Source organism: Pseudomonas sp. BIGb0164 (assembly GCF_024810135.1).
Classification (GTDB): domain Bacteria; phylum Pseudomonadota; class Gammaproteobacteria; order Pseudomonadales; family Pseudomonadaceae; genus Aquipseudomonas.
This window is the reverse complement of the sequence record NZ_JANUEA010000012.1, coordinates 209,999-236,900: the sequence shown is the minus strand read 5'-3', so window position 1 is coordinate 236,900 and position 26,902 is coordinate 209,999. Positions and strand designations below refer to the sequence as shown.

General features: G+C 63.3%; 21 protein-coding genes. 15 read left to right on the top strand and 6 right to left on the bottom strand.

Translation table 11 applies throughout. The features are described 5' to 3' along the window. Positions 1-386: 386 nt before the first annotated feature. On the bottom strand, positions 387-1,733 hold the full coding sequence (locus M2394_RS28165) for a tetratricopeptide repeat protein (RefSeq protein ID WP_259175421.1): 1,347 nt from the start codon (positions 1,731-1,733) through the stop codon (positions 387-389). 333 nt (positions 1,734-2,066) lie between these two features. Between M2394_RS28165 and M2394_RS28160 the strand changes: the two genes are divergently transcribed. The 8 genes from M2394_RS28160 (at position 2,067) to M2394_RS28125 (ending at position 10,440) form a co-directional block, all read left to right on the top strand. Then, positions 2,067-3,650, top strand: coding sequence for an ABC transporter substrate-binding protein (locus M2394_RS28160; RefSeq protein ID WP_259175420.1), 1,584 nt, complete (start codon positions 2,067-2,069; stop codon positions 3,648-3,650). Continuing rightward, positions 3,647-4,624, top strand: coding sequence for an ABC transporter permease (locus M2394_RS28155; protein ID WP_178923196.1), 978 nt, complete (start codon positions 3,647-3,649; stop codon positions 4,622-4,624). Before M2394_RS28160 ends, M2394_RS28155 begins: the two co-directional genes overlap by 4 nt. Continuing rightward, positions 4,624-5,451 carry an ABC transporter permease gene (locus M2394_RS28150; RefSeq protein ID WP_259175418.1) on the top strand — a complete coding sequence of 276 codons (828 nt, stop codon included), beginning with the start codon at positions 4,624-4,626 and terminating at the stop codon, positions 5,449-5,451. Before M2394_RS28155 ends, M2394_RS28150 begins: the two co-directional genes overlap by 1 nt. After that, a complete protein-coding gene (locus M2394_RS28145) occupies positions 5,448-7,049 on the top strand; it encodes an ABC transporter ATP-binding protein (RefSeq protein ID WP_259175417.1) in 1,602 nt (533 codons plus the stop codon). The genes M2394_RS28150 and M2394_RS28145 overlap by 4 nt, the downstream gene beginning before the upstream one ends. Before the next feature lie 151 nt (positions 7,050-7,200). Next, positions 7,201-8,037, top strand: a complete 837-nt coding sequence (locus M2394_RS28140; protein ID WP_259175416.1) for an alpha/beta fold hydrolase — start codon at positions 7,201-7,203, stop codon at positions 8,035-8,037. Between the two features lie 145 nt (positions 8,038-8,182). Beyond that, complete coding sequence (locus M2394_RS28135) at positions 8,183-9,118, top strand: ATP-binding cassette domain-containing protein (protein ID WP_259175414.1); 936 nt, start codon at positions 8,183-8,185, stop codon at positions 9,116-9,118. A gap of 85 nt (positions 9,119-9,203) precedes the next feature. Then, positions 9,204-9,761 carry a helix-turn-helix transcriptional regulator gene (locus M2394_RS28130; protein WP_178923206.1) on the top strand — a complete coding sequence of 186 codons (558 nt, stop codon included), beginning with the start codon at positions 9,204-9,206 and terminating at the stop codon, positions 9,759-9,761. 91 nt (positions 9,762-9,852) lie between these two features. Continuing rightward, on the top strand, positions 9,853-10,440 hold the full coding sequence (locus tag M2394_RS28125) for an HD domain-containing protein (RefSeq protein WP_259175413.1): 588 nt from the start codon (positions 9,853-9,855) through the stop codon (positions 10,438-10,440). 9 nt (positions 10,441-10,449) lie between these two features. Here the strand turns inward: M2394_RS28125 and M2394_RS28120 are convergent, their stop codons facing one another. From M2394_RS28120 to M2394_RS28110, 3 genes are all read right to left on the bottom strand, one after another. Then, positions 10,450-11,967: a glycosyltransferase family 39 protein gene (locus tag M2394_RS28120; RefSeq protein WP_259175411.1), complete on the bottom strand. Its 1,518-nt coding sequence runs from the start codon at positions 11,965-11,967 to the stop codon at positions 10,450-10,452. A gap of 27 nt (positions 11,968-11,994) precedes the next feature. Further along, positions 11,995-13,650, bottom strand: a complete 1,656-nt coding sequence (gene arnT / locus M2394_RS28115; protein ID WP_259175409.1) for a lipid IV(A) 4-amino-4-deoxy-L-arabinosyltransferase — start codon at positions 13,648-13,650, stop codon at positions 11,995-11,997. Between the two features lie 191 nt (positions 13,651-13,841). After that, positions 13,842-14,516, bottom strand: a complete 675-nt coding sequence (locus M2394_RS28110; protein WP_178923214.1) for a histidine phosphatase family protein — start codon at positions 14,514-14,516, stop codon at positions 13,842-13,844. A 275-nt stretch (positions 14,517-14,791) separates the two neighbouring features. On the opposite strand from M2394_RS28110, the gene M2394_RS28105 reads away from it, so the two are divergent. The 4 genes from M2394_RS28105 to M2394_RS28090 all read left to right on the top strand — a co-directional run bounded on the left by M2394_RS28105 (position 14,792) and on the right by M2394_RS28090 (position 20,554). Then, positions 14,792-15,460 (top strand): ABC transporter ATP-binding protein, encoded by a 669-nt coding sequence (locus M2394_RS28105; protein WP_178923216.1) that lies wholly within the window; start codon positions 14,792-14,794, stop codon positions 15,458-15,460. A 1-nt stretch (position 15,461) separates the two neighbouring features. Next, the gene (locus M2394_RS28100) at positions 15,462-17,924 is read left to right on the top strand and encodes an FtsX-like permease family protein (protein WP_259175407.1); all 2,463 of its coding nucleotides are present in this window, start codon (positions 15,462-15,464) and stop codon (positions 17,922-17,924) included. Continuing rightward, positions 17,914-18,981, top strand: coding sequence for a lipocalin-like domain-containing protein (locus M2394_RS28095; protein ID WP_259175405.1), 1,068 nt, complete (start codon positions 17,914-17,916; stop codon positions 18,979-18,981). Before M2394_RS28100 ends, M2394_RS28095 begins: the two co-directional genes overlap by 11 nt. A gap of 112 nt (positions 18,982-19,093) precedes the next feature. Next, a complete protein-coding gene (locus M2394_RS28090; RefSeq protein WP_259175404.1) occupies positions 19,094-20,554 on the top strand; it encodes a hypothetical protein in 1,461 nt (486 codons plus the stop codon). 48 nt (positions 20,555-20,602) lie between these two features. On the opposite strand, the gene M2394_RS28085 is transcribed toward M2394_RS28090, so the two are convergent. Continuing rightward, positions 20,603-21,703 (bottom strand): SMP-30/gluconolactonase/LRE family protein, encoded by a 1,101-nt coding sequence (locus tag M2394_RS28085; RefSeq protein WP_259175403.1) that lies wholly within the window; start codon positions 21,701-21,703, stop codon positions 20,603-20,605. After that, positions 21,700-22,377 carry a sterol desaturase family protein gene (locus tag M2394_RS28080; protein WP_259175401.1) on the bottom strand — a complete coding sequence of 226 codons (678 nt, stop codon included), beginning with the start codon at positions 22,375-22,377 and terminating at the stop codon, positions 21,700-21,702. Before M2394_RS28080 ends, M2394_RS28085 begins: the two co-directional genes overlap by 4 nt. Positions 22,378-23,435: 1,058 nt before the next feature. On the opposite strand from M2394_RS28080, the gene M2394_RS28075 reads away from it, so the two are divergent. The 3 genes from M2394_RS28075 (at position 23,436) to M2394_RS28065 (ending at position 26,883) form a co-directional block, all read left to right on the top strand. Next, positions 23,436-24,353 (top strand): substrate-binding domain-containing protein, encoded by a 918-nt coding sequence (locus M2394_RS28075; RefSeq protein ID WP_178924203.1) that lies wholly within the window; start codon positions 23,436-23,438, stop codon positions 24,351-24,353. A 63-nt stretch (positions 24,354-24,416) separates the two neighbouring features. Continuing rightward, the gene (locus tag M2394_RS28070) at positions 24,417-25,925 is read left to right on the top strand and encodes a sugar ABC transporter ATP-binding protein (protein WP_259175400.1); all 1,509 of its coding nucleotides are present in this window, start codon (positions 24,417-24,419) and stop codon (positions 25,923-25,925) included. Further along, positions 25,891-26,883, top strand: a complete 993-nt coding sequence (locus tag M2394_RS28065) for an ABC transporter permease (RefSeq protein WP_178924199.1) — start codon at positions 25,891-25,893, stop codon at positions 26,881-26,883. The genes M2394_RS28070 and M2394_RS28065 overlap by 35 nt, the downstream gene beginning before the upstream one ends. Positions 26,884-26,902 lie beyond the last annotated feature (19 nt).

Below are 26,902 nucleotides of genomic sequence, written 5' to 3'. Positions count from 1 at the left end.
CATTTATCAGGTAGACAGTAGTTTGCTCTGGCTCTGGCTCTGGCTCTGGCTCTGGCTTTTGATCTTGATCTTAGGCGCCCCGTTAAACCACGCTGGCCGAACGCAGGCTTGAATCCGTGGGTAACCCGGCAGGACGCCGGGTTAGCCGTCCTGGGCCAAGGATGGCCCATGACGGCGGCCCACGGATTCAAGCCGGAGTGAGGGCATGTCGAGCCTAGGCGAGACACCGAGTGGTGGGGCAAGAGCGTTTTGCTTACTTTTGCGCTGTTCAAAAGTGAGCCGCCGTAAGGGCGGAACCCATATCAGCCGTTATCCAAATAACGGATATGTACGCCGACAGACCGCTATCGCAGGCAAGCCAGCTCCCACATTTAGATCTCCAATCTTCAGGTAAAACGTATAACCCGCTCTTGCGCTGTACGTGCCTGTTCCGGCAAACCCAGCGCCTCATACACCCGCACCAAACTGCGATTGGTCGGCACATCCCACCCGTCATACCGACGCCGCAACTCCAACGCCTGCTGCGCCCCAAACCAATCCCCAGCGTTCAACCGCGCATCCAGTTCCACCTGGGAGAACAGATCACGCTGGGCATGGCTGCCACCGATTTCATTCAACCGGGGCAGGGCGGCGGCCAAGTGTTCCAGCGCACCCTGCGCATCCCCGCGTGCATGGGCCAACAGCCCGCGCGCCAATGGCAAAGTCACCTCGCCCCACACCGGCCGCGCCGCAACACTATGCTCGCGCAACGCCGCCAACAGCTCATCCGCTTCCGGCTTGCCGGCGCGTGCCAGGCCATACAGGTACTGCACGCTGAGAAACGGCTGCACCACATCCCCTGTCCGTCGCTGCAGGTACGGCGCCAACCCCTGCCAACGCTCGCCGACGTCGATACCCGCCAGCTCCAGGCGCGCCAGCAACGACACCGCGCCCACCTGGTCCTGGGAATACTCCGGCAGGATGCCCCACACGTGCTGGTCGTAAATCTCCAGCACCCGCTGATCTTCACCCCGCGCCAGGTAGAACAGCGCCAGGTGCCACCAATTATGGGTGTACATGAACGAGTTCAAACCGGCCCAGTGATGGGCCACGCTTTCCAGGAATTCGGTGCCTTCCTCGATGCGCCCCTGGGTCAGCATCACATGGGCCAGGGCGTGTTGCGCCCAGGGCTCCGAGGGTTGCAGGCGCAGGGCTTCGCGGGCGCTGGCTTCGGCCTCTTCGAGCAAGTGGCATTGTTCATAGGCGAAGGCCAGCAGGCCATGGCTGTGGGCGATATCCGGCGCACCTGCGACAGCCTTGAGGCCGATGCGCAGCAACGCCGGCCAGTTGCCCCGGTTGAACTCCAGGTACTGGTTGAGCTTGGCGGCGAACAGGTCGCGAGGATAACGGCCCAGCAGGTGCTCGCTCAGGTGCAGGACCTGGTCGAGGTCGTCGTCGATCCAGGCGCTCAAGGCGGCCAGGTACAACTGGGCGCGCGGGTGATCGCCGTTCACGGCGGCCGCGCGCTGGCGGTATTGCTCGGCCAAAGTCGGGCCTTCGGGGGACTCGATGAACATCAGCAGCAAGCCGGCGAAGGCATTGGCCAGGACCGAGTCAGGGGCGGCGTCCGCCGTGGCGAGAATGCCTTCGGCGCGAGGCTGGTAGCCGAGGAAGCCGCCGATGAAATCGTCCAGGCCCTGGCGGGTGGACGGGTCGAGGGTGTCGATGGGGTTGCCCAGGTAATCCAGTGACATGGTGAAGAGGCTCGTGGGTTCAGATGAGGATCACAGGGCAAAGCCTGTGCCACCTGAGCACCACAACTCTACTGTGGGAGCTGGCTTGTCGAGTCGTCGCACCGCTGCGATAGCGGTGGGTCAGGGAAATATCCAGTGTCTGAAGCACCGCTATCGCAGGCAAGCCAGCTCCCACATTGGATGTGAGGCGCTGTTGCTTTTTGCACACTCGGGCAGGGCGCTGTGGTTTTTTCATCACCCAGACGGCAACCAAGACCCGCAATCGCGCCGAAAACCCCCATGGCACAGCCCTTGCAAAATCCCTCCCAGAACCTTTCCATTCGAGGAGCTTCCATGCGCCCATTCTCTTTTCGCCGTGCCCTCTCCTGTGTGGGGTTGTGCAGCGTGCTGCTGGCCGGCCAGGCCCAGGCGCAACCCCAGGAGGGCGGTGTGCTGAACCTGGTGGCCCAGCCTGAACCGCCGTCGCTGATGCACGGGGTGGTCAGCCATGTGTCCACCCAATACGTCAGCGGTAAGATCCTCCAGGGCCTGCTGACTTTCGACACGGACCTCAACCCCAAGCCGGTGCTGGCCAAGTCCTGGGCCATTTCCCCGGACGGCCTCACCTACACCTTCCAACTGCAAGACAACGTGCACTGGCACGACGGCCCGGCGTTCACCGCCGACGACGTGGTGTTCAGCTTCCAGACCTTCTACCCGGAAGTGGACAAGCGCCTGGGCGGCATCATCACCGAGTACGTCGACAGCATCACCGCCACCGGCCCGCTGCAAGTGGTCTTCCACCTGAAGAAACCCTTCGCGCCGTTGCTCTCGGCCCTGGGCAGCGGCTTGCGCCCGGTGGTGCCCAAGCACCTTTACGAGAACACTGACTTTCGCAACAACCCCTACAACCTCAAGCCGGTGGGCACCGGGCCGTTCGTATTCGTGGAGTGGAAACGCGGCGCCTACATCAAGCTGGCCAAGAACCCCAACTACTGGAAAAAAGGCCTGCCGCACCTGGATGGGATTGTCTTTCACGTGATCCCCGACGGTTCCTCCCGCGCCGCAGCCTTCGAGCGCAATGACGTGCAGGTGCTGCGCAGCGGCGATGCCGACTATTCCGACCTCAAGCGCCTGGGCGCCTTGCCGAATGTGCAGTCTTCCGAGAAAGGCTGGGAGTTGTATGCCGGCCTGGCCTTCCTGCAGATCAACACGCGCAAGCCACCGCTGAACAACCCCAAGGTGCGCCAGGCGATCCTGTATGCGCTGAACCGGCAGTTTGTCGTGGACAACATCTTCTTCGGCTCGGGCAAGGTCGCCCAGGGCGAATTCGTGTCGGGCACGCCCTACCACGACCCCCAATTGCCGCAGTACGCCTATGACGTGAAAAAGGCCAAGGCGCTGATCGCCGAATCCGGCGTGGACGTGGGCGCGGTGCGTATCCGCCTGCTCAACGGCGAGAAGGGCGGTGCCTGGGAGCGCCTGGCCGAGTACACCAAGCAAGCGCTGCAGCCACTGGGCTTCAAGGTGCAGGTGGTGACGTCCGACGCCGCCACCTGGTTCCAGCGCGTGAGCGACTGGGACTTCGACCTGACCTACAACTTCATCTTCCAGATCGGCGACCCCTACCTGACCAGCGCCTACCTGTACCGCTCCGACTACATCCTCAAGACCTCGCCGTTCGCCAACGTCAGTGGCTACAACAGCCCCGAAGCCGATGCCTTGTGGACGAAAATCGCCGACACGCCCGAAGGCCCTGCGCGCACCCAGCTCTACAGCCAGCTGGAAAACCGGCTGAACACCGACCTGCCCATCGCGCCGATCTTCGAGATGCGTAACCAGACGCTGTTCCACACGCAGGTGCATAACCTGCTGCAAACCGCCACCAGCCTCAACGAAGACTACGAAAGCGTTTACCTCGACGCGCCTGCGCCATGAACGGCGTGGTGTATCTCGGCGGGCGCCTGGTCAAGGCGCTGCTGATGGTGGTGGCGGTGCTGGTGCTGAGCTTCCTGTTGATCCACCTCGCGCCGGGTGATCCGGCGTTGCTGCTGGCCGGTGAGGCGGGGGTGGACGATGTGCAATTCATCGAGCAACTGCGCCAGACCATGGGCCTGGATAAACCACTGCTGCAGCAACTGTTGATCTACCTGGGCAATGTCGCGCACCTGGACCTGGGGTACTCCTACCGCAACCAGACGTCGGTGTGGTCGCTGATCGCCGAGCGTTTGCCCGCAACGCTGGCCTTGATGGGTTCTGCGTTTGTGCTGTCGTCGCTGCTGGGGGTGACCCTGGGCGTGCTGGCGGCGCGCGCACGGCAACGGCGTCACTGGCTCGACGGGGTGATTTCACATGGGGCGTTGCTGTTGTATGCGATGCCGCCGTTCTGGCTGGCGATGCTGTTGATCCTGTTGTTTTCCGTGAGCCTGGACTGGTTGCCAGCCTTTGGCATGGAAACCGTGGGCCAGGACTTTTCACTGCTCGACCGTGTGCAGCACCTGCTGTTGCCGTGCCTGTCGTTGAGCGTGTTGTTCCTCGCCCTGTACATCCACCTGACCCGCGCCGCCGTGCTGGACGCCCTCGGCCAGGAGTACGTGCGCACGGCCCATGCCAAGGGCTTGCACCCACGGCGGATTCTGTACGTGCACGTCTTGCGCAATGCGCTGCTGCCGGTGGTCACCTTCGCCGGCCTGCAACTGGGCCAGCTGGCCAGCGGTGCCTTGCTGGTGGAAGTGGTGTATGCGTGGCCGGGCATCGGCCGCTTGATGTACGACTCCCTGGCCCAACGCGACTACGGCGTGCTGATGGGCGGGTTCCTGGTGATCTCGATGTTGGTGGTGGGCTTCAACGTGTTGACCGATGTGATTTGCCGTTACCTCGACCCGCGCATTGGCGCCGGAGGGCAGGGCTGATGGCGGTGTTCAGACGCTTTATCCGTCAACCCTCGGCGCTGGCCGGTGCGCTGTTCTTGCTGGTGTTGGCGGCGCTGGCACTGGCAGCGCCGTGGCTCACCAGCAGCTCGCCGTGGGAAATGAACAGCCGGCCGATGCTGCCACCGTTTCACGACGCCGCCCACTGGCTGGGCAGTGACCTGCTGGGGCGCGACCTCGGCAGCGGCTTGCTCTACGGGGCGCGGGTGTCCCTGGCCGTGGGGGCGCTGGCCAGTTTGGCAACCCTGGTGGTGGGGCTGATCATCGGCGCCATCGCCGGTTACTTCGGCGGTTGGCTCGACGGCGTGTTGATGCGTATCGCCGAGTTTTTCCAGATCATCCCGCAATTGGTGTTGGCGGTGATCCTGGTGGCGGTGCTGGAGCCGTCGCTGGGCACCATTGTGCTGGCGATTGCCTTGGTCGCCTGGCCGGCCGTGGCGCGGTTGGTGCGCAGTGAATTCCTCACCCTGCGCCAGCGTGAATTCGTGCAGGCCGCCCGTGTGCTGGGCCAGTCGCCGCTGGGGATCATCACCCAGCAGATCCTGCCCAATGCCCTGGCGCCGCTGCTGGTGGTGATGACCTTTGTCATGGCCACCGCGATCCTCACCGAAGCCGCCCTGGCGTTCCTTGGCTTGAGTGACCCGGAAGCCATGAGCTGGGGCTACATGATCAACGCTTCCCGTGGCCTGTTGCGGGATGCCTGGTGGATGAGCTTCCTGCCGGGCCTGGCGATCGTGCTGTGTGTGCTGGCGGTGAACCGCGTAGGCGAAGGCTTGCGCGTGGCGTTTGAGCCGGGGAGGTCGCGATGACGTTATTGAAGGTTGAACACCTGCGTATCGCCTTGCCCGACGGCGCGGATCGCAGCCATGCGCTGTACGACCTGTCACTGCAACTGCGCAGCGGTGAATGCTTGTGTGTGGTGGGCGAGTCCGGCTCGGGTAAATCCATGCTGGCCAAGGCGCTGCTGCGCCAGTTGCCGACGCCGCTGACGGTGGAAAGCGGGCGCCTGGTGTTTCGTGATGAAGACTTGGCCAACCGTGGCGAAGCCGCCATGCGCGAGCTGCGTGGGCGCGACATCAGCATGGTGTTCCAGGAGCCGATGAGCGCGCTCAACCCGTTGTTGCGGGTGGGTGAGCAGATTGATGAAACCCTGCGTGCCCATGGGGTGAAATCGGCCGGTGAGCGCCGCCAGCGGGTGGTAGACCTGCTGGGTTATGTGGGGCTGCCGGACCCCGAGCGCCTGCGCTTGGCCTATCCCTTTGAGCTGTCCGGTGGCCAGCGCCAACGGGTGGTGATCGCCATGGCCCTGGCGTTCGATCCGGCGCTGTTGATCGCCGATGAACCCACCTCGGCGCTGGACGTGACCACCCAGGCGCAGATTCTTGAGCTGCTGCGCAAGATCCAGCGGGACAAGGGCATGGCGCTGCTGTTGATCACCCATGATTTTGCCGTGGTCGAAGCGATCGCCGACCGTGTGCTGGTGCTGGAAAAGGGGCGTGTGGTGGAGCAGGGCGGCGCTCGCCAGGTGCTGGACGAACCCCGGGCGCCTTATACCCGGCAACTGCTGGCGGCAGTCTCGGCACAACCACGGGAGCCCCGTGTCGCGGTGAGTGGGGCCGTGGTGCTCAAGGCCGAACAGTTGAACAAAGTCTTCACCACCCGCGCGGGCTGGTGGGGGCGACGCATTACCCGTGCGCTGGACGCGGTGGCGTTGCAACTGCGCGAAGGCGAGACCCTGGGCATCGTCGGTGAGTCCGGCTCGGGCAAGTCCACCCTGGGGCGTTGCCTGGTACGGCTGTTACGGGCCGACAGCGGACACATCCAGTGGCTCGGCCAAGATGTGGTGGGGTTATCCGAGGGGCGTTTGCGGCCGCTGCGCAGCGAGGTGCAGATGATCTTCCAGGACCCGTTCGCCTCGCTTAATCCGCGCCAGACGGTGGGCCGCATCATCATGACCGGGCCGTTGGTGCAAGGGCATTCGAAAGCCGATGCCGAGGCGCGGGCGCGCGCCTTGCTGGAGCTGGTGGGCTTGCCTGCCACGGCGTTCGAGCGCTACCCCCATGAGTTCTCCGGGGGGCAGCGCCAGCGCATTGGCATCGCCCGCGCCTTGGCGGTGGAGCCGAAGGTGTTGATCGCCGACGAGTGCGTGTCGGCCCTCGATGCGTTGATCCAGGTGCAGATCCTGGAACTGTTGGAGTCCCTGCAACGGCGGCTGAAATTGAGCATCGTGTTCATCACCCACGACCTGCGCGTGGCGGCGCGGTTGTGTGATCGCATTGCGGTGATGCAGAACGGGCGGGTGGTGGAGCAGGGCGACACCGCTGGGCTGTTCGCTGATGCCCAACACCCCTACACCCGCGCTCTGCTGCGATGCGCAGCACCTGAGGCCAACGCCATGTCACTGTAGTGAGCGGGCTTGCCCCGCGCGGCGTCCTCCCTGACCCCGCATGCCGCCGGCTGGCGATGCTCGGGGGCTGGACTGGCGCCGCGCGGGGCAAGCCCGCTCACTACAAAGTTCGGCGGCACACTGATGATGTTTTTTGAGGAATGCTGAGTTCATGAGTACTTCTTTTACGGACTTGCCGATTGTGCGTGGCGAGCGCTCGGATATCCGCCCCAACCGCTCCCTTAGCATTGCCCATCACGTGGGCACCACCCAGCCCGACACGGTGGTGTTTTTCTGCCACGGCGCCGGGGGCAACAAGGACCAATGGCGCCTGCAATGGCAGGCCCTCAAGGCCGACGGCTACAGCCTGGTGGCCTGGGACCTGCTGGGCCATGGCGACAGCGCCAAGCCTCGCGACGAAAGCGCCTACGCCTGGTCGGAACTGGTGGCGGACTATGGGGCGATCCTGCAGCGCTACGGGCGCGCCCATAACCTGATCATCGCCCATTCCTTTGGCACCGGACTGAGCCTGAGCACACTCTTGGCCGACAGCGGTGTGACCGTCGAAGCGGTGCTGTTGCTGGGCACGATGTTGCACCGGCCGGTGACCCGTGGCGGGTTGATGTCCTTGCCCGCATGGCTGCTCGAATGGCTGCGGCCGCTGTTGGCCAAAGGCTTTCGCGAGCGCGCCTGGCACGCCACGGCCGACCCGGCGCTGGTGGCCTATGAAGAGAAGCTCACCGAGCGCAACCCGCTGTACATGTTCAAGGCACTGATGAAACATGCGCGCTGGCCCGACGCCTCACGGATCCCCACCCTGACGTTGCCGATGAGTGTTCTGGCCGGTGACAGCGACGGCTTGACGCCCGCCAGTGGCGGCCAGGCCCTGGCCGCGCAATTGCCCAATGCGCAGTTCCAGGTGCTGGAGGCGTGCGGTCATCAACTGATGCTGGAGAAGCCCGTGCAGGTGCTGAATGCATTCAACACCTTGCTGGCAAAACGCTTATAACCAAAAAACCATCAGCTATGCGATTCAGCTATTGGATTGTTCATAAGGTAATGCATTTAATTCGGGACCTAACTCATTGTTGCACGGAATAAATCAGCGTCTTCGCGCGTTGTAATGAGTCATCGTTCCGCCTTAGAGATTAGCCATGAGCAACCCCGTTGCCGCAGCACCCGCGCCGTTGGTCCGTGTGCGTCACCTGAGCAAGGCCTTTGGCGCCCAGTCGGCGCTGGATCAGGTCAGCCTGGATATTTACCCGGGTGAAGGCGTGGCCTTGTTGGGGGCCAGCGGGGCCGGCAAGTCGACCCTGGTGAAAATCCTCGGCGGCCTGTTGGCGCCGGATGCGGGTGAGGTGTGGGTCGATGGGGTGCAACAGCGGTTTGTTTCGCCGTTGTCGGCCCGTCGCGTCGGCATCGTGGCGGTGCACCAGCGCCCTGATGACGGTATTGCCCCCGGCCTGAGCGTGGCCGAGAACCTGTTGCTCGACGAGCTGTGCCAGCCCGACGCCGACTTCCTGCTCAACCGCAAGAACCTGCTGCAACGCGCTCAGGCCATCGCCGACGGGCTGGGCCTGGACCTGCCGCTGCAACACCCGGTGGAGCGCCTCGGCCAGGGGGATCGGCAACTGCTGGTGCTGGCCCGGGCCTTTGCCCTGCAACCCAAGTTGCTGATCCTCGACGAGCCCACCGCTGCCCTGTCGGCAACCGATGCCGAGCGCCTGCTGGGCCTGATCGACAGCCAACGCGCCCGGGGCGTGGCCATCCTCTACATCTCGCAACGCTTGTCCGACCTGCAACGGGTGACCAACCGCGCCATCGTCCTGCAGGAAGGCCGCCTCACCAGCGACCTCAACACACGGCACCTGCCGAGCGCGGCCTACACCCTGTTCGGCGATGTGGCCGAGCACCCGCGGGTCACGCCAGACAAGACGCTGCCGGTTCCGTTTCTGGAGCGCTTCACCCGCGCCGGGTTTATCCGCAACCGGGCGGAAGGGCGGGCGGTGCAGGAGCAACTGGCGGGGTTACGGGTCGATCCTGGCGTCGCGGGCTTGCCACAAACGCGCAAGTACACTCCTGAGCTCTGAGCCGATGCCCGTTTATCCCGTGCATTTGCGGGGCGGGCCTCGATCCCCCAGACTGGCACACCCGGCAATCCTTCAGTAGCCCAGAATGCCTGACACCTTGCTTCCCCTGGCCCTGCCTGGCATTGCGCTGCGACGCTGGCGCCTGCTGCACCGCGTCAAACAGCTGCATGCCGCGCAGCTGTTCGGCGTCACTCAGTCGACCATTTCGCGTTGGGAAAGCGGCACGCAATCCATGGACTGCGCGGCCCACAAGCAGTTGGAGGGCTTGTTGGCGGCTCGCCTGGATGGAGCGGCCGACCAAGTGCTGGCCCGGTTGGTCAGCGAGAGCCCACGGCCCATGCACCTCATTTGTGACCTGACCCATCGTTTGCTGGCGTGCTCGCCGGGTCGGGCCGCCGAGTTCACCCAGCCTGTCAGCGAGTTGCTGGGGCAGTCGCTCTGGCGTTTCGCGACGCCGGACATCGTCAGCAAGGAACTGGCCCTCAAGGCCTCCGGATGGCGGGACGCGTTGGCGCCGCCGGCGCTGGAGTTCACCACGGGTGCCAACGACTCCCTGCTCGTCCCCATTCGCCCCGGTCGTTGCCGCTGGACGCGAATTCCACTCTCGGACGGAACGGCCGCGCGCCTGGTCGAGACACTCTGAAGCACGGCTGCGCGCATATTTTATGCGTGGACGTCCACCCCTGCCGCGCCTAGGCTGGTAATGACGGCGTATAGCGTATGCAGAGGGTGTAATGGAGATTGAAACAATCAAGGGGCGGCTTGAATTTCTTCGCGAGGCGGAAAAACTCAAGGACGTGCTCAGAAGCGCGCACACCTCGTCGGGGCGCGCCGAAAGTACGGCGGAACATAGCTGGCGCCTGTGCCTGATGGTGATGGTCTTCGCCGACCAACTGGCCCATCTCGATGTGCTGAAGGTGCTCAAGATGTGCGTGATTCATGACTTGGGCGAGGCGATCCATGGGGACATTCCTGCCGTCAGCCAGGCGTTGTTCCCCAACAAGGGCGAGCAAGAGCGAAACGATCTGCTGAGCCTGACCCGCGCCTTGGATGACAGGCTGCAGGCCGAGGTGCTGGCGCTCTGGGATGACTACGAACGTGCGCAGTCGCCCGAGGCCCTGGCCGTCAAAGCGCTGGACAAGCTGGAGACCCTCCTGCAGCACAATCAGGGCAAGAACCCACCCGGTTTCGACTATGAGTTCAACCTGGCCTACGGCAAGCGCTATACCGATGCCGACCCCCTCTTCCAGTTGCTTCGCAGCCTGATTGACGAGGGCACCCGGGAGAAAATCATCATCAACAGCAAGGCCTGCGACGAGTAGTTCGCTGGCCTATCGGGCCGATGGCACAAACGCCACGCTGCCACCGCCACGCTTCTGAAACAGCCGCTCGCCATTGTCCGGCTGGGTGGTGATCACCTGATGATCAGCCCCCAAGTAGGCCAGCGGCGTGGGGTCGTCCTTGGAGTATTGCGCGAAGATGATCGTGCGTTGCGGGTCGAAGGTTTGGCCGCTGGTTTTTTCCAGCCAGGCCAACATCGCGGCGCTGTCGCCCTGGCGTGGGAAGTCCTGGGTTTCGGCGACGTAGTAGAAGGGTTTGCCGCCGTTTTGCAGGTACATCGGCAGCTTGTTGTCGACTTCCACCAGCACCATCTGCCACTGGTTCCAGGGCGCGGTCTTGACGGCCTGGGTTCGCACGTCTTCGACGAAACGGGTGACGCCGCCGTTGCTGTTGGTCCACGGGTAGACCACACCCAGCACCAGCAGCATCAGTGCAGCGGCGATGCCAAACCCTTTCTGCCAACGTGGCCAGCTGGCTGGTTTTTTCTGCAGGCGTTCGCTCACCCACCAGGCGGCCAGCAGTTGTGCAAACGGCACCAGCGGCAGCACGTAGTAGCTGCGGCGGCTGCCACTGGCGGTGAAGAACACAAACAGCAGGCCCAGGCCCCATACCAGCCAGCGCACGTTGGGCGGGGATTGCTTCCAATGCCGCAGCGCGAGCCACAGGCCAAGCACCCAGCACGGTGCCCAGGGCAGGGTGTAGGCGGGCAGGTAGATCAGGTAGGTGTAGATCGGCCCCATGTGGTCGAAGGGGTCGAAGAAGCGCACCACGTTTTCCTTGAACACCAGTTCCAGGCCGCTTTCGCCGTAGGTCGGTGCGCCGTAGAGGTGGGACAGCACGAACGGAATGGCATAGAACCCCGCCGCAATCACCAGCGCCAGCAGCATGCGCAGGTTGAGGTGACGTTTGTAACGCCCCTGGCTGAGCAGGTGTGGCAGCAGCACCAGGCCGGGCAGCACAAAACCGATCAGCCCCTTGAACAGCGACGTGGCCGCCAGCAGCAGGAAAAACACGCAGTAGCGGCCCAGCCGAGTGTCATCCGGCCCACGCCAGTACCACCACACGGCCGCCAGCACGCCGCACACGGTGAGTATGTCGGCGGTGGCCACCCGGGCCCAGAACAAGAAGTAGAAGGTGGTGGCGAGCATCCAGCCGGCAATCAGCCCGGTGCCCTTGCGGAACAGGCGCTCGCCGATCAGGTAGACCAGCCAGATGCTCAGCCACGCCGCGATCACCGACGACAGGCGCAACGACCAAGGGCCGAGCCCGCCCATCAGGTTGGCAAAGCCGGTGATCAGCCAGTACGACGGCAGGGGTTTGTCGTAGTAGGGCGCGCCCTTGAGAAACGGGTCGAAGTAATCGCCGCTTTGCAGCATCTGCAGGGCGATGTTGGCCCAGCGGGTTTCCGGCCCCCACAAGTCGCGACTGCCCAGGCCTGCCAACAGCAGCAGCGCCGAGACGCCCAGCAGCAACAGCAGGGCGCCGCGTTCGGTTTTCCAGACACTCATGGGGCTGTACTCGTGGCAAGCGCCGCGTTAAGGAAGTTTCGGGTAAATGATGAGTAACAAGGCGCCCTTGCGATACCGTTTGCCGCCCGCAGGCAACTGGCCCTCCTCGCGATGTTCGCTGGTGCTCTTGACCCGCATCAGCACGCCGACCGAACCCTGTTGGCGGGCCTCGGCCAGCCACGGCTGCACACTCTCCAGGCTGACTTTGCGGTGCACTGAACCCGCGTACTTGAGGCCATAGCGCAGCTCGCCTTCGGTGTCGTAGAACGCCACTTCTGGCCTGCGCAGGCGCCAGGACAAGGCAGACGCCGAACCCAACTCGTTGCTCAGCAAAGCATGGGTTTGTTGCAATTCATCCAGATGCTCCAGCACAAACTGGTCGGGCATTTCGTTATCGGTGATCTCTTCGGGCATGCCGGCCGGCAGCAACGCGACCAGCAGGCCGATGCCCAGCGCCGGCATGGCCCACAGCGTCAGCGGGCGGAACGCTTGCAGCAGGTTGGCGAGGATCCAGCCCAGCAGCACGATAAAGGCCAGGGACAGGCTGAACATCTCGGCGTGGCTGTTGCTGTAGAGCGGGTCATCGATCTGCAGGTAGATCAGCGCGCCCATGGCCACGAGGCCGATGGCGAAGTTGAGCAGGCCGTTGCAGCGCAAGGCGCGGGTCTTGCCCTGGTTGAGTTGGTCGATCAGGGCGTGCCCCATCAGCAAGGCCAGGGGCAGCAGGCACGGCATGATGTAGGTCGGCAGCTTGCCGTTGCTCAGGCTGAAAAAGCCCAGGGGCAGCAGCAGCCACAGGGCCAGGAACACCATCTTCGGCTGGGCTTTTTCTTTCCAGGTCTTGAGCGCGGTGCTGGGCAACAGCGCCGCCCACGGCAGGCACGACACCACCATGATCGGCAGGAAGAACCACCACGGGCGGGCGTGCTGGGCATTGTCGGCAGAGAAACGACGGATGTGCTCGTGCCAGAAGAAAAAGCGCCAGTAGTCCGGCTCCTGCAGATGAATCGCCCACACCCACGGCAGGCACACCACCACCGCCACCAGGATGGCCAGCGAGCCATAGCGCACCAGCTCACCCAGGCGGCGTTGCCAGAGCATGTAGGGCACAGCGATCAGCACGGGCAGCAGCCAGGCTAGGAAGCCCTTGGTCATGAAACCCATGGCACAGGCCACGCCCAGCAATACCCAGGCACGGAGTCGGCCGCGGGCCGTCTGGCTGTCGAGGGCAAACCAGAGCGCGACGAAGCTCAAGTTGACCCACAACGTGAACTGCGGATCGAGGTTCGAATACCCGGCTTGCCCGGCCACCAGGCCAAAGCTCATGTAGAGCAGGGCGCAGGCGAAGCTCTTGCGCGGGTCGTTCCACAGGCGGCGTGCGATGATGTAGGCCAGCAGCACGCTCAGGCCGGTGGTGAGGGCCGAGGCAATGCGCACGCCGAACAGGTTTTCACCAAACACTGCCTGGCCCAAGGCAATCAACCAGTAGCCGGCAGACGGTTTTTCGAAGTAGCGCACACCCATGAAGTGCGGTGCCACCCAGTTGCCGCTCAGGAGCATTTCCTGGCTGATCTGGGCGTAGCGTGTTTCATCCGGAATCCACAAGCCATGCAGGCCCATGGGCAACAGGTAGAACACGGCGAAGGCCAGCAGCAACACGGGCAGGGGTTTCAAACGGGTCATAAAAACGTCGCTCCTTGACGTTCAGTGGCAGAAAAAGGGTGCAGGAAAGTAGTAGTGCAAAACATCAAAGTGTTCACTAAGTCACTGAAAATAATCATGGCGTCCCTAACTAACAGGCACAACTAAACATGCCAGAAACGGGCTGTCGTTTTGCTGAACACGACAGCCGCTGGATATGTAAAAAAGTGTGTTTAAAGTTGTTTGAGCGCGGCGGGCCAATCCTGGCTGTTCATAATGCCCAGGGTCTTGAACTTGCCATTGGGCAGTACCTTGACGAACAGCGCGCTGCCGTATTCGGCGGTGATGGCATGGGGGAACCCCAAGGCCTGTTCGAAGTCGTTGATGCACGCGCTGTGCGTGATCAGCACCAGGTTGTGGTCGGGGCGTTTGTTGCTGAGGATCTCTTCACCCATGGCGTCTCCACAGATGGCCAGCGGGCCGGCGGACAGCTCGGTCTTGCCGAAGACGAACAGTGACGTCTGGGCGGTGCGAGTGGTGGGGCTGCTGAGCACGTCCGTCGCCTGCATGCCCAGGGCGTGGAAGGCTTTGCCCAGTTCGCTGGCGTGCTGCGTGCCGTTGATCGTGAGGCCGTCGGCCGGACCGAAGCAGGGATTTTTCGAGCGGTCGCAGCGTTCTTCATGGCGTACCAGCACCACCACGTCGCCGTTGCGCCAACTGGCCAGGAGCCCGGAGTTGATCAGGTGGTTGCGCACGCCCAGGTTCGTCGGCGACCGAGGCCAGAACACGAAACCGGACACCAGCAGGCTGACGATGGCCATGCCCAGCCAGAGCCTTTTCAATCGTCTGAAAAGGCCTCGGCGCACACGCGGTTTGGTCAGGGTAAGGTCAACCACACTATTCACCATGGGCACTGTTGGCAGTGTTGTTATCAAACAGGCGCAGCGCATTGACGGATGCCCGTAGTGGAGTAGGAGACTGTCACAGGGCTGCTGTCTTTTCGCTGAACATCCAGCTGTTAAAAGTTGCCGTCACTGGCAACTAACAAGTTGCCGCTCTACGACGCGTGGAGGGCAATGTAGAGAGGCATGGGTGGGCGGCCGGTGAAATCCATGTGAAAAATTCGCACGGCGCGCAAAGTCAGCCGTTATCCTCGTTGGCAGTCCCCCGAGCGAGCGTATGTATGTTGCACGTGCAAGGTGTTCTCAAAAGTTACGCCACCGCGCAAGGGCCCCTGGCGGTGCTGGCAGGTGTCGACTTGCACTTGGCGGCGCGCAGCAGCCTGGCGCTGATGGGCGAGTCGGGCAGTGGCAAGAGCACCTTGCTGCACCTGGTGGCCGGCCTCGACCGAGTGGACGGTGGCAGCATCCAGGTGGGCGAGCAGCGCCTTGACCAATTGAGTGAGGCGCAACTGGCCCACTGGCGGCGCACCGAGATCGGCCTGGTGTTCCAGCAGTTCAACCTGATCGGCAGTTTGCGCGTGGAGGACAACCTGGCGTTCCAGGCGCGCCTGGCCGGGCGTCTTGACCCGCAGTGGCAGGCGCACCTTGTAGAGCGCCTGGGGCTGGGCGACTTGCTCAAGCGCTATCCGGAGCAGCTCTCCGGAGGCCAGCAGCAGCGGGTGGCGGTGGGGCGCGCATTGGCCTCGCGGCCGGGCTTGTTGCTGGCCGATGAACCCACCGGCAATCTCGACGAAGCCACCAGCGATGACGTGCTGCAACTGTTGCTGGACCTGTTGCGCGACAGCCCCACCAGTCTGCTGATGGTCACGCACAGCCCGCGCATTGCCGCACGGCTCGACCACCAGGTGATGTTGCAGCGTGGCCGCGTCGTACCGGCGGACGCGCGTTGAGGTGGCTGTTTTTTATTGGGCGTTGCGTGCGCTGCTGAGCCACTGGCGGCGCCATCCCGTGCAGTTCTTCAGCGTGTTGACCGGGCTGTGGCTGGCCACGGCGTTGTTGACCGGTGTGCAGGCCCTCAACAGCCAGGCGCGGGACAGCTACGCCCGCGCCAGCCAATTGATTGGCGGTGAGCCTCAAGCCAGCCTCAGTGCGACCGGTGCATCGAGCTTCCCCCAGGCCCTGTTTGCCCAACTACGTCGCGCGGGGTGGCCGGTGTCGCCGGTGGTGCAGGGGCGGGTGGTGCTCAAGGGGCATGAGGAGGTGCGCCTGCAACTGATGGGCATCGATCCCGTGTCATTACCCGGTAATGCCGCAGTGGCCGGGCAACGCCTGAGCCAGGCGCAGATGGCCGCGTTCTTCGCGCCGCCGGGACGTACTTGGGTGGCCCCGCAGACATTGCAATCCCTGGGGCTGCACCCGGGTGATCAACCGCAGGCGGCAAACGGGCAGGCCTTGCCGCCGTTGCAGGTTCAAACGGACATGGCCCCCGGGTTGTTGCTTACCGACATCGGCTTTGCCCAACCCTTGCTGGAGATGCCTGGGCGTTTGTCGCGGCTGCTGCTGGACAACGCCTTTGCCGCCACCCATCCCACTCCGCCTGCCGAGTTGCAACTGCATCAGGCCGAGGACAACAACCTCTCACGGCTGACCGAAAGCTTTCACCTGAACCTCGACGCCCTGGGCTTGCTGTCGTTTGTGGTAGGACTGTTTATCGTGCATGCCGCCATCGGCCTGGCGCTGGAGCAGCGGCGCGGGCTGCTGCGTACCTTGCGCGCCTGCGGGGTCAGTGCGCGGATGCTGATCCTCAGCCTGGGGGTGGAGCTGGGCGTGTTGTCGCTGCTCGGTGGCGTGCTCGGCGTGGCCAGCGGTTACCTGGTGGCCAGCCTGCTGCTGCCGGACGTGGCGGCCAGCTTGCGTGGCTTGTACGGCGCCGAAGTGCCCGGCCAGTTGAGCTTGAGCCCTGGCTGGTGGTTGAGCGGGTTGGGTTTGAGCCTGCTCGGTGCACTGTTGGCAGGGGCAGGCAGCCTGTGGCGAGCAGCGCGCCTGCCGTTGCTGGCCCTGGCCAATGCCCAGGCCTGGCACGAAGCCCATGGGCGCTGGTTGCGACGCCAGGGTTGGGTGGCGGCTGCAGCGTTGCTGGTTGCGTTGTTGGCGCTGGGATTGGGCAACAGCCTGGCCGCCGGTTTTGTGCTGATGGCCGCGTTGCTGTTGGGGGCTGCCCTGGGTTTGCCGGTGATCCTCAATGCGGTATTGAAGGCGGTGCTCGGGCGCAGCCGCTCGGTGCTGGGGCAATGGTTTCTTGCGGACTGTCGCCAGCAACTGCCGGCGTTGAGCCTGGCGTTGATGGCGCTGCTGTTGGCGCTGGCGGCGAACATCGGCGCGGGTTCCATGACTTCGGGCTTTCGCCAGACCTTCAATAATTGGCTGGAGCAACGCCTTACCGCCGAGCTGTATCTCAATCCGCAGAACCCGGCGCAGGCCGAACAAATGAGCCATTGGTTGGCGCAGCAGCCAACGGTGAAAACGGTGCTGCCGACCTGGCAAGTGTCGACGCAGTTGCAAGGTTGGCCGGCCGATGTGTTCGGGGTGATCGACGACCCTACCTATCGCCAGCACTGGCCTTTGCTTGACGCGGTTAATCAACCGTGGGACCAGTTGCAGCAGGGCGACACCTTGATGCTCAGCGAGCAACTGGCGCGGCGCTTGAACGTGCGACTGGGTGATCGGGTGAGTATCCCCACGCCTCAGGGGCACTGGTCACCCGCGGTGGTGGGCATCTACGCCGACTACGGCAACCCCAAGGGCCACGTGTTGGTCAATTCCACCCACTTGCTGGCCCATTGGCCGACGCTGTCACCGGCCCGCTTTAACCTGCGCATGGCGCCCGAGGATGTGGCGCCGCTGGTGCGGGACGTGCAGCACGCATTTGCGCTGGAGGACAGCCACATTGTCGATCAACAGCAGCTCAAGGGCTATTCGAGCCAGGTGTTCGAACGCACCTTTGCCGCCACCGCCGCGCTGAACAGCCTTACCCTCGGCGTGGCCGGCGTGGCACTGTTCATCAGCCTGTTGACCCAGAGCCAGAGCCGCCTCGGCCAGCTCGCGCCGCTGTGGGCGCTGGGGGTGACGCGCCGCCAACTGATGCTGCTCAACCTGGCGCAGACCTGGCTGCTGGCGCTGTTGACCCTGGTGCTGGCGTTGCCCCTGGGCCTGTTGCTGGCCTGGTGCCTGGACGCGGTGATCAATGTGCAGGCGTTCGGTTGGCGCCTGCCGTTGCAGGTGTTCCCGTGGCAACTGGCGCAATTGCTGGGGCTGGCGATGTTGGCCACGTCCCTGGCGTCGGCCTGGCCGCTGTGGCAGTTGTACCGCAGTCGCCCGGCGGATTTGCTGAGGACCTTTGCCCATGAAGATTAAGGCGTTGCTGGTCGTGGCCTTGTTGGTGCTGTTGAGTGCCTGCGATCAGGCGCCCGCACCCCAGGAGAGTTTCGCCGGCTTGGGCAGCGCGGCGGCGGACTTTGCCCAGGTGGTGCCGGGCAAGGTGTTCAGCTTTCCCGAGGACCATGGGCCTCACGCCGGTTTCCGCATCGAATGGTGGTACGTCACTGCCAATCTCAAGGATGCCGAGGGCAATGTGTTCGGCGTGCAGTGGACCTTGTTCCGCAACGCCCTCAAGGCCGGGCCGGCACAGGCGGGGTGGCAGGACCCGACGATCTGGCTGGGGCACGCGGCTGTCACGTCGGTCACCCGGCATTACGCCGCTGAGCGTTATGCGCGTGGGGGTGTTGGCCAGGCGGGGGCCCAGGCGGCGCCGTTCAATGCGTGGATCGACGACTGGAACTTCGCCACTCGCCCCGGCGCCGCAAACCCCCTGGCCGACATGCAACTCAAGGCCCACGGCCCGCAGTTCGCCTACGACTTGCACCTGACCTCCAGCCGCCCGTTGGTGCTGCAAGGTGACAACGGCTACAGCCGCAAATCCGATCAGGGCCAGGCGTCGTATTACTACAGCCAGCCGTTTTTCACCGCCAGCGGCAGCGTGACGATCGATGGCAAGGCGTATCAGGTCAGTGGCACCGCCTGGCTCGACCGCGAGTGGAGCAGCCAGCCCCTGGCCGCCAGCCAGACCGGCTGGGACTGGTTCTCCCTGCACCTGGACCGTGGCGAACAGTTGATGCTGTTTCGCGTGCGGCAAACCGACGGCGGGGGTTACCTGACGGGCACCTGGATCGATGCGCAGGGCCGCACCCAGACCTTGCACAACGCCGACATCCAGCTCACGCCACTGGCCACCACCGACATCGACGGGCGCCGTATTCCCACGCGCTGGTCGTTGAAAATCCCCGGCAAACAGCTGGATATCACCCCCCAGGCGGTCAACCCGAAGGCCTGGATGAACCTGAGCATTCCTTACTGGGAAGGGCCGGTGCAGTTCGACGGCGGGGTCGGCTATCTGGAAATGACCGGCTACTAGGTGAAGAAAATTTCATAAAAATACTGGACATGCATACAGTATCTGGCTAGATTCCATCCCAGGTGACCGGATGTCACCTGAACTTCAGTTTTTAACTATGGATGGATAAAAAATGAAATCGAAAAAAGCCTTTATGTTGGGCGCGGCCATGGCGGCCTCCTGCTTTGTCTCGGCCTTTGCCCTGGCCGAACAATATCCTTCGCAAGCCCTCCCCAAGGTGAGCGCCCAGGCCGTCAAGGAGGCGGTGCACAAAGCCCTCAAGTCCGGTGGCAAGCTCGACGCCAAGCCGGTTGCCTCCCCGCTTCAGCAGAAGCTCAAGGCGGCCATGACCGCAAAAGCGCCGGCCAAGGCCGTGGCGAGCAAGGCGGCGAAACTCTCCGCCGTTGCCACCGTCGACAGCGAGCTGAAGAAGCCCGACCAGGACAAGCTCAAGGTCGCGGCGGCCGAGTTTGCACCGCTGTTCCCGACGCTGGACATCAACACCCTCTACACCCTGAGCGAAGTGCAGACCGGTCAGGATTTCCCCTACCACTTCCACCTGCCACAGAACGGTCGTGCGCTGGTGCAATTGGTTGACCAGAGTGCGGGTGCCAACATGTCGCTGAGCCTGTTCCGCGACGATGGCCAGGGCAACCTGGAGCTTCTCGGTACGTCCGACAACCCGGGCAATGCCGATGAATACCTGAGCGCCGTGCTGCCGGCAGGTGACTACTACTGGTACATGGTGGCCAATGAGGCCAACAACGCCCAGTTCAGTTTTGGCGTAGGGGTGGACTTCAACATCGATGCCTATGAACCCAACGACACCCCGCAGACCTCGTTTGTGCTGCCTGATGCCTTGAACCGCGTGACGGGCAATATCGACAACCCCAACGATATCGACTACTTCGCCTTCCAGGCCACCCGTGGCCAGAACGTGGCGATGGCCTTGAGCGATGATCAGAAGGGCGTGCGTAACCAGTGGATCTTTGAGCGCCTGGAGGGCAACAACTGGGTGGTGGTGCCGGCCGGTAACAGCATGACCCTCTCCGGTGTCACGCCGGGCTATGTGGCCCAGGTTCGTGTGCGGGCCAACCCGGCCGTGGTCCAGGACCCTACCGCCCAGTACAAGCTCACCCTGGGGTCGGCACCGCGCCTGAACAGCTTCGACGTGAAGGGCGACAACGTGGTCCGCGTGCCGAGCACGATCTTCTGGATGGCCACCCAGGCGGCACGGAACCTGACCTGGAACACCCAATGGTCCGACTCCACGGGCGCACCGCTGCTGGGCGTTACCCCGGTGCTGCGCGTTGACAAACACTTCACTGGCACCGAGTTCAACTGGACCGACTTCAAGGCCTCCACCGACAGCGCAGGTGCGTCTCTTTCGGGTGCGGCACTGGGCGGTTGCTTCGGCGAGTACCGCGTGGATTACCCGGACAGCAGCACCGGCGTGAAGTACAACTGGGCCACCACCTTCAACTTCGGCGGCTGGCGGATCGAGCTGGACGAGTTCCCGGGTGTGGGCGTGGGCGGCGACAACGTGCCTTACGTGACCTTCGGGCATATCTGCACCCAGGACATCATCCATTGATGCACTGAGTGAACGAGGAGGGGCAGCCTGCAAGGGCTGCCCCTTTTTTTATTCCCGGGCCAAGGCCAGCTTCAGCGGCAGGCGCGCCATGCTCGTGCTTTTCAGCGAACCGAGGTAGAGCCAGTCGCCGTATTCCCGGGCGGTGGTGATGGGTGAATAGTTACCCGCGCTGCCATCCTGCAGGTTGGCGATGACCTTGCCCTCGGTGTCCAATCCCAGCACGAAGGCTTTGCGCTCGATGGGCTTGGGCACCACCATCAACGCCCGAACCATCACCTTGCGCAGCAACGGGTAACCGGCGAAACCATCCAGCAGCGGGTTGCGTGGCGAGTACAACGCCACCCAGAAACGGTCGTGGCCGTTGAAACTGAGGTTGTCCGGCAGGCCTGGCAGGTTGTCGATAAACAGGTCGTGGCTGCCCGCTCGCTCGCCCTTGAGCCAGTAGCGGCTGATGCGATAGGCGCCGGTTTCATTGACCAGCACGTAGTTTTCATCCGGGCCGAGGGCAACGCCGTTGGCAAATTGCAGATGATCGAGCAGTACCTCGGTGCTGCCGTTGCTGAAGTCATAGCGCAACAGCCGGCCATCCCCGCCGTGTTCGATCACGGCTTCGCCATCCTGCCCATAGCCCCAGCGGCTCGATGCATCGCTGAAGTAGGCATAGCGCCCGCTGGCGTCCACGGTCACGTCATCGGTAAAGCCGAAGGGCACACCATTGGCGCTGCTGCTCAGGGGCACGAGCTGGCGGTTCGCATCCAGTGCGAGCAAGCCCTTGATCCCGTCGGCAATGATCAGGCGCCCATCCGGGTGCAGTGCCATACCGAGGGGCCGCCCACCGGTGTTGGCCAGTACTTCCAGGGTGTGGCTGTCGGGTGAGGTGCGGATGATGCGCCCGTCATGCAGCCCGCTGATCAGAAAACCCTGGGCATCCAACAGCAGGGCCTCGGGCCCGGCGATGTCCTGGGCGCCGATCCGTTGTACATCCTTGAGCCGCTGGTTTTCGGCAAAGGGCCCCTCTTTCATCGACGGCGCCTTGGGTGGCGACCAGTTCACCGGCTGCACCTTGGTCGGCATCAACAGCAAAAAGGCAATTACGGCCAACAGCAATACGAACAGCAGATGACGCAGTTTCTTGGGACGGGTACTCATGACGGTTCCTGGTTGTCGTGGGCGTTCGGCTCCCAGTGCAGGGTGCCGAACAGGTAGTCCATCAGGGGGAAAACGATATTAAAGTTGCGCCCTTGCATCAGCTCGCGGCGGTGGTGCAGGGCGTGCAGGCGGTGCATCTGCCGGATCCACGGCAGGCGCGCCACCGGGTGTTCGGCGGGCAGGTGTTCACAGGCGTGGAACACTTCGTAGAGCAGGTAGCCCAGCAGCATGCATCCGGCGAAAAGCCCGGCGACGTTGGGGCTCAGTTGCTTGAGCAACCACCAGGCGGGCAGGGTGATCGCCAGGCTGTGCAGCACGATCAACCAGGCGGGGAAGAGGATCACACGCCAGTCCCGGGGGCTGTCGTAGGTCATGTGGCCGGGGGTGAAAAAACTGTGGTGGTCACCGGTATGTCGGGCGTAGAACAGCCGGGCGAAGGTGTGTTTGTGGTGGCCGAGGTGGCGGTGCACGAGGTAGATGCACAGGTTGAAGAACACCAGGGTCAGGGGGACGGTCAGCCACTGGAGTGGGGTGATGCTGTGGGTGGAGGACCAGGCCAGGGTGATGCAGGTTGCGCCGTAGCCGAGTACGAATGCGGCGTGCAGCCAGGGGTTGTAGCGGGGGTGGACGTTGGCGCGGTAGTGGGCGCGGAAGGTTTCGGTGGGGTGGGGCATGGCTTGGGCTCGGTGTTTTTTTTGTTGGGGTGTGAGCTTAGTCGGTGGGCGGGGTTTTGCTTGGGGGTATATCCGGTATTTGGGGGGGGCTGATATTGGTTCCGCCCTTACGGCGGGTCACTTTTGGAAAAGAGCCCGGAATGCCGGCCCAGCCAAAAGTAACCAAAAGGGCTCTTGCCCCAACACTCGGCACCTCGCTTAGGCTCGGTGTGCCCGAACCCAGGCTTGAATCCGTGGGCCGCCGTCATGGGCCATCCTTGGCCCAGGACGGCTAACCCGGCGTCCTGCCGGGTTACCCACGGATTCAAGCCTGCGTTCGGCCAGCGTGTTTGACGGGGCGCCTAAGATCAAAATCAAAAGCAGACGCGGCGGCCTGGTAGCCGACCGGTATCTGACTGTCGGCCTGGGTCAACTGTGGGAGCTGGCTTGCCTGCGATACAGACACCTCGGTACATCAGGCACACCCAATCGATGCCATCGCAGGCAAGCCAGCTCCCACAGTGAGGCTCGGCGTTATGCCTGGTTTTTTTGCGTCATCGTTAACCACCATCGCCGCGGTGCGACGATTCGACAAGCCGGCTCCTACAGTGGACCGCGTTTGCCTTTGCTTTTGCCTTTGCTCCACACCACTCAAGCCGGCTGTCAGGCCGCTGTGCTCTTGCTTTTGATCTTGATTTTGATCTTAGGCGCCCCGTCAAACACGCTGGCCGGAATTCGGCAGGGATTTGGGGGGTAAGCCGGCAGGACGCCGGCTTAGCCGCCCCGCGCCATGGATGGCGCGTGGCGGCGGCCCCCCAAATCACTGTCGGATTACGGGCACACCGAGCGTGAGCGAGGTGCCGAGTGTTGGGGCAAGAGCCCTTTGCTTACTTTGGGGCTCTTTTCCAAAGTGAGTCGCCGTAAGGGCGAAACCATAAGCCGCCATCACCCAATAACGGATATGCCCCCAAAGCCCGACCAACGGCAGCTTGCACCTTCCCCCCAACCTTGCTAACTTCCCACAAAATGTTAACGATAACATTTGCTCTAACAATAAAAACAAAACAGAGACCCACGCCATGAAAATGCTCCCGAAAACCCTGTGTTTACTGGCCGTCAGCATCACCCTCGGCACTCAGGCGTTCGCCGACGCCGCCAAACCCATCCGCATCGGCGCTTCCTTCCAAGAAATCAACAACCCCTATTTCGTCACCATGAAAAACGCCCTGGAAGAAGCGGGCGCGACCATCGGCGCGAAATTGATCATCACCGATGCCCGCCACGACGTGTCCAAGCAAGTCAGCGACGTTGAGGACATGCTGCAAAAAGGCATCGACATCCTGCTGATCAACCCCACCGACTCGGTCGGCGTACAGTCGGCCGTCAAATCCGCCCATGCCGCCGGCGTTGTGGTGGTCGCGGTAGACGCCCAGGCCGACGGCCCGCTGGACGCCTTTGTCGGTTCAAAAAACTTCGACGCCGGTTTCCAGGCCTGTGAATACCTGGCCAAGAACATCGGCGACAAAGGCAATATCGCCATCCTCGACGGCATCGCCGTGGTGCCTATCCTCGAGCGCGTGCGCGGTTGCAAAGAGGCCGTGGCCAAGCACCCGGACATCAAGATTGTCAGCATCCAGAACGGCAAGCAGGAACGTGACCAGGCGCTGACCGTCACCGAAAACATGCTGCAGGCCCAGCCCACCCTCAAGGGCATTTTCAGCGTGAATGACAACGGCTCCCTCGGCGCGTTGTCGGCCATCGAAGCCAGTGGCCTGGACGTGAAACTGGTGAGCGTCGACGGTGCGCCGGAAGCGATCAAGGCGATCCAGAAACCCGGCAGCAAGTTCATCGCCACCTCGGCCCAGTACCCCCGCGACCAGATCCGCCTCGCCCTGGGTATCGCCCTGGCCAAGAAGTGGGGCTCGCAAGTGCCCGCCACGATTCCGGTGGACATCACCCTGATCGACCAGGCCAAGGCCAAGGACTTCAGCTGGTAAATCGCCCCGGCCCCGCGCCATGCGTGGGGCCCCGGTCATCCTTCTGAGCACGAGGTCGGCGGTATGAGCAGTCTTCTGAAGCTGGAAAACATCTGTAAGCGTTACCCGGGGGTGCAAGCCCTCAAGTCCATCAACCTGCAAGTGGAGCGGGGCGAGATCCACGCGTTGCTGGGGGAAAATGGTGCGGGCAAGTCGACCCTGATGAAGATCCTGGGCGGCGTCGAGCATCAGGACGAAGGGCAGATCCTGATCGACGGTCAGGCCCGGCAGTTTGCGACTTATCGCGATGCGATCGCCGCCGGCATCGGCATCGTGTTCCAGGAATTCAGCCTGATTCCTTACCTCACCGCCGTGGAAAACATCTTCCTCGGCCATGAGCTGAGCAACCGCTTCGGCCTGTTGCGCAAGCGCGAAATGGTCGAGGTGTCCGAGGCCCTGTTCAAACGCCTGGGGGTCACCCTGGACCTGCAGTGCGCGGTCAAGCACCTGAGCGTGGCCGAGCAGCAGTTCGTCGAAATCGCCAAGGCCCTGGCCCTGGATGCGCGCCTGCTGGTGCTGGACGAACCCACCGCAACCCTCACCCCTAGCGAAGCCGAGCTGCTGTTCGACATCATGCGCGAGCTCAAGCGCCAGGGCGTGGCGGTGATTTTTATCTCCCACCACCTGGAGGAGATTTTCCAGGTATGCGACCGCATCAGCGTGCTGCGCGACGGCGGCAATGTGGGCGTGACCGATGTGGCTGACAGCGACATCGACCGCCTGGTGGAAATGATGGTCGGACGCCGCCTGGAAAGCAGTTTTCCACCCAAGCCGACAACGGCGCGCGGCCCGCTGCTGCTGGAGGTCAAGGACATACAACTGGTGCGCAATGGTCCCCACAACACCTTCCAATTACACAAGGGCGAGATTCTTGGCTTTGCCGGCCTGGTCGGCTCCGGTCGCACCGAGCTGGCGCTGGGCATGATGGGCGCGCTGCCGTCGGTGAGCAAAGACGTGTGGCTGCGCGGTGAAAAAATCACCCTGGATGACCCGGCCCAGGCCCTGGCCCATGGCATCGGCCTGCTCCCGGAAAGCCGCAAGAGCGAAGGGCTGATTACGGATTTCAGCATTCGCGAAAACATCTCCCTGAACAACCTGCCCAAATACCAGAACGCCAGTGGCCTGATCGACAAGGGCCGTGAATGCGCCAGTGTCGACAGCCTGATGAAACAACTGTCGATCAAGGCGCCCAGCGGCGAAAGCCGGGTGTTCAACCTCAGTGGCGGTAACCAGCAAAAGGTGGTGATCGCGCGCTGGATCAACCATCACTGCGATGTGCTGGTGTTCGATGAGCCCACCCGTGGCATCGACGTCGGCGCCAAGGCGCAGATCTACGCCTTGATGCGCAGCCTCACTGAGCAGGGCTACGCAATCATCATGATTTCTTCCGAACTGCCGGAAGTCATCGGCATGTGCGACCGCGTCGCCGTGTTCCACAAGGGCGCCATCGTCAAGGTACTGGAAGCGTCTGCCGTCAATCCTCAAGAGGTCATGCGCCATGCAACAGGGGGCTCAAGTGAATATGTCCATTAACACCCCAGGCACCAGCCCGTTGCGCCTGAACCTGGCGCGGCTGGTGCGCTCGCCGGCGTTTTACCCCTTTGTGGGGCTGGTGGTGGTGACGCTGGTGATGATCCTGGCCAGCGACACCTTCCTCACCACCAGCAACCTGTCGAACATCGCCCGCCAGGTGTCGATCAACGCGATCATCGCCGTGGGCATGACCTGCGTGATCCTCACCGGCGGCATCGACTTGTCGGTGGGGCCGGTGATGGCCTTGTCCGGCACGCTGACAGCCGGGCTGATGGTGGCGGGGCTGCCGCCTGGGTTGGCCATCGGCGCCGGGATGCTGATCGGCGTGGCCTTCGGCATTGGCAACGGCCTGTTCGTCGCCTACCTGCACATGCCGCCGATCATCGTCACGCTCGCGACCATGGGCATCGCCCGGGGCCTGGGCCTGATGTACACCGACGGCTACCCGATCTCCGGGTTGCCGGAGTGGTTTGGCTTCTTCGGCCGCCAGAGTCTGTTCGGCATCGAGGTGCCGATCCTGATCATGCTGATCACCTACGCCGCAGCCTATGTGCTGCTGCAACACACGCGCATCGGCCGCTACATCTACGCCATCGGCGGCAATGAAGAAGCCGTGCGTTTGTCGGGTGTGCGCGCCGCGCGCTTCAAGTTGCTGGTGTACGGCATCAGTGGCCTGACTGCGGCGATTGCCGGGCTGGTGCTGACGTCACGCCTGATGAGTGGCCAGCCGAATGCCGGCGTGTCGTTCGAGCTGGATGCGATTGCCGCCGTGGTACTCGGTGGCGCCTCGATTGCCGGTGGGCGCGGGGTCATCGTCGGCACCTTGCTCGGCGCCATGCTGCTGGGTGTGTTGAACAACGGCCTGAACATGCTGGGCGTGTCGCCCTACGTCCAGAGCGTGATCAAGGGCGGGATCATTTTGCTGGCGATTTTTATCAGCCGTCAGCGCCACAAATAACCTTCTAACAAAAACAGGA

Bases quoted from the DNA above. Each gene is read 5' to 3' on its own strand.
- M2394_RS28065 (WP_178924199.1), top strand. From the start codon at position 25,891: ATGCAACAGGGGGCTCAAGTGAATATGTCCATTAACACCCCAGGCACC.
- M2394_RS28145 (WP_259175417.1), top strand. From the start codon at position 5,448: ATGACGTTATTGAAGGTTGAACACCTGCGTATCGCCTTGCCCGACGGC.
- M2394_RS28075 (WP_178924203.1), top strand. From the start codon at position 23,436: ATGAAAATGCTCCCGAAAACCCTGTGTTTACTGGCCGTCAGCATCACC.
- M2394_RS28165 (WP_259175421.1), bottom strand. From the start codon at position 1,733: ATGTCACTGGATTACCTGGGCAACCCCATCGACACCCTCGACCCGTCC.
- M2394_RS28080 (WP_259175401.1), bottom strand. From the start codon at position 22,377: ATGCCCCACCCCACCGAAACCTTCCGCGCCCACTACCGCGCCAACGTC.
- M2394_RS28155 (WP_178923196.1), top strand. From the start codon at position 3,647: ATGAACGGCGTGGTGTATCTCGGCGGGCGCCTGGTCAAGGCGCTGCTG.
- M2394_RS28085 (WP_259175403.1), bottom strand. From the start codon at position 21,703: ATGAGTACCCGTCCCAAGAAACTGCGTCATCTGCTGTTCGTATTGCTG.
- M2394_RS28070 (WP_259175400.1), top strand. From the start codon at position 24,417: ATGAGCAGTCTTCTGAAGCTGGAAAACATCTGTAAGCGTTACCCGGGG.
- M2394_RS28130 (WP_178923206.1), top strand. From the start codon at position 9,204: ATGCCTGACACCTTGCTTCCCCTGGCCCTGCCTGGCATTGCGCTGCGA.
- arnT (WP_259175409.1), bottom strand. From the start codon at position 13,650: ATGACCCGTTTGAAACCCCTGCCCGTGTTGCTGCTGGCCTTCGCCGTG.
- M2394_RS28110 (WP_178923214.1), bottom strand. From the start codon at position 14,516: ATGGTGAATAGTGTGGTTGACCTTACCCTGACCAAACCGCGTGTGCGC.
- M2394_RS28105 (WP_178923216.1), top strand. From the start codon at position 14,792: ATGTTGCACGTGCAAGGTGTTCTCAAAAGTTACGCCACCGCGCAAGGG.
- M2394_RS28095 (WP_259175405.1), top strand. From the start codon at position 17,914: ATGAAGATTAAGGCGTTGCTGGTCGTGGCCTTGTTGGTGCTGTTGAGT.
- M2394_RS28140 (WP_259175416.1), top strand. From the start codon at position 7,201: ATGAGTACTTCTTTTACGGACTTGCCGATTGTGCGTGGCGAGCGCTCG.
- M2394_RS28090 (WP_259175404.1), top strand. From the start codon at position 19,094: ATGAAATCGAAAAAAGCCTTTATGTTGGGCGCGGCCATGGCGGCCTCC.
- M2394_RS28135 (WP_259175414.1), top strand. From the start codon at position 8,183: ATGAGCAACCCCGTTGCCGCAGCACCCGCGCCGTTGGTCCGTGTGCGT.
- M2394_RS28160 (WP_259175420.1), top strand. From the start codon at position 2,067: ATGCGCCCATTCTCTTTTCGCCGTGCCCTCTCCTGTGTGGGGTTGTGC.
- M2394_RS28120 (WP_259175411.1), bottom strand. From the start codon at position 11,967: ATGAGTGTCTGGAAAACCGAACGCGGCGCCCTGCTGTTGCTGCTGGGC.
- M2394_RS28150 (WP_259175418.1), top strand. From the start codon at position 4,624: ATGGCGGTGTTCAGACGCTTTATCCGTCAACCCTCGGCGCTGGCCGGT.
- M2394_RS28125 (WP_259175413.1), top strand. From the start codon at position 9,853: ATGGAGATTGAAACAATCAAGGGGCGGCTTGAATTTCTTCGCGAGGCG.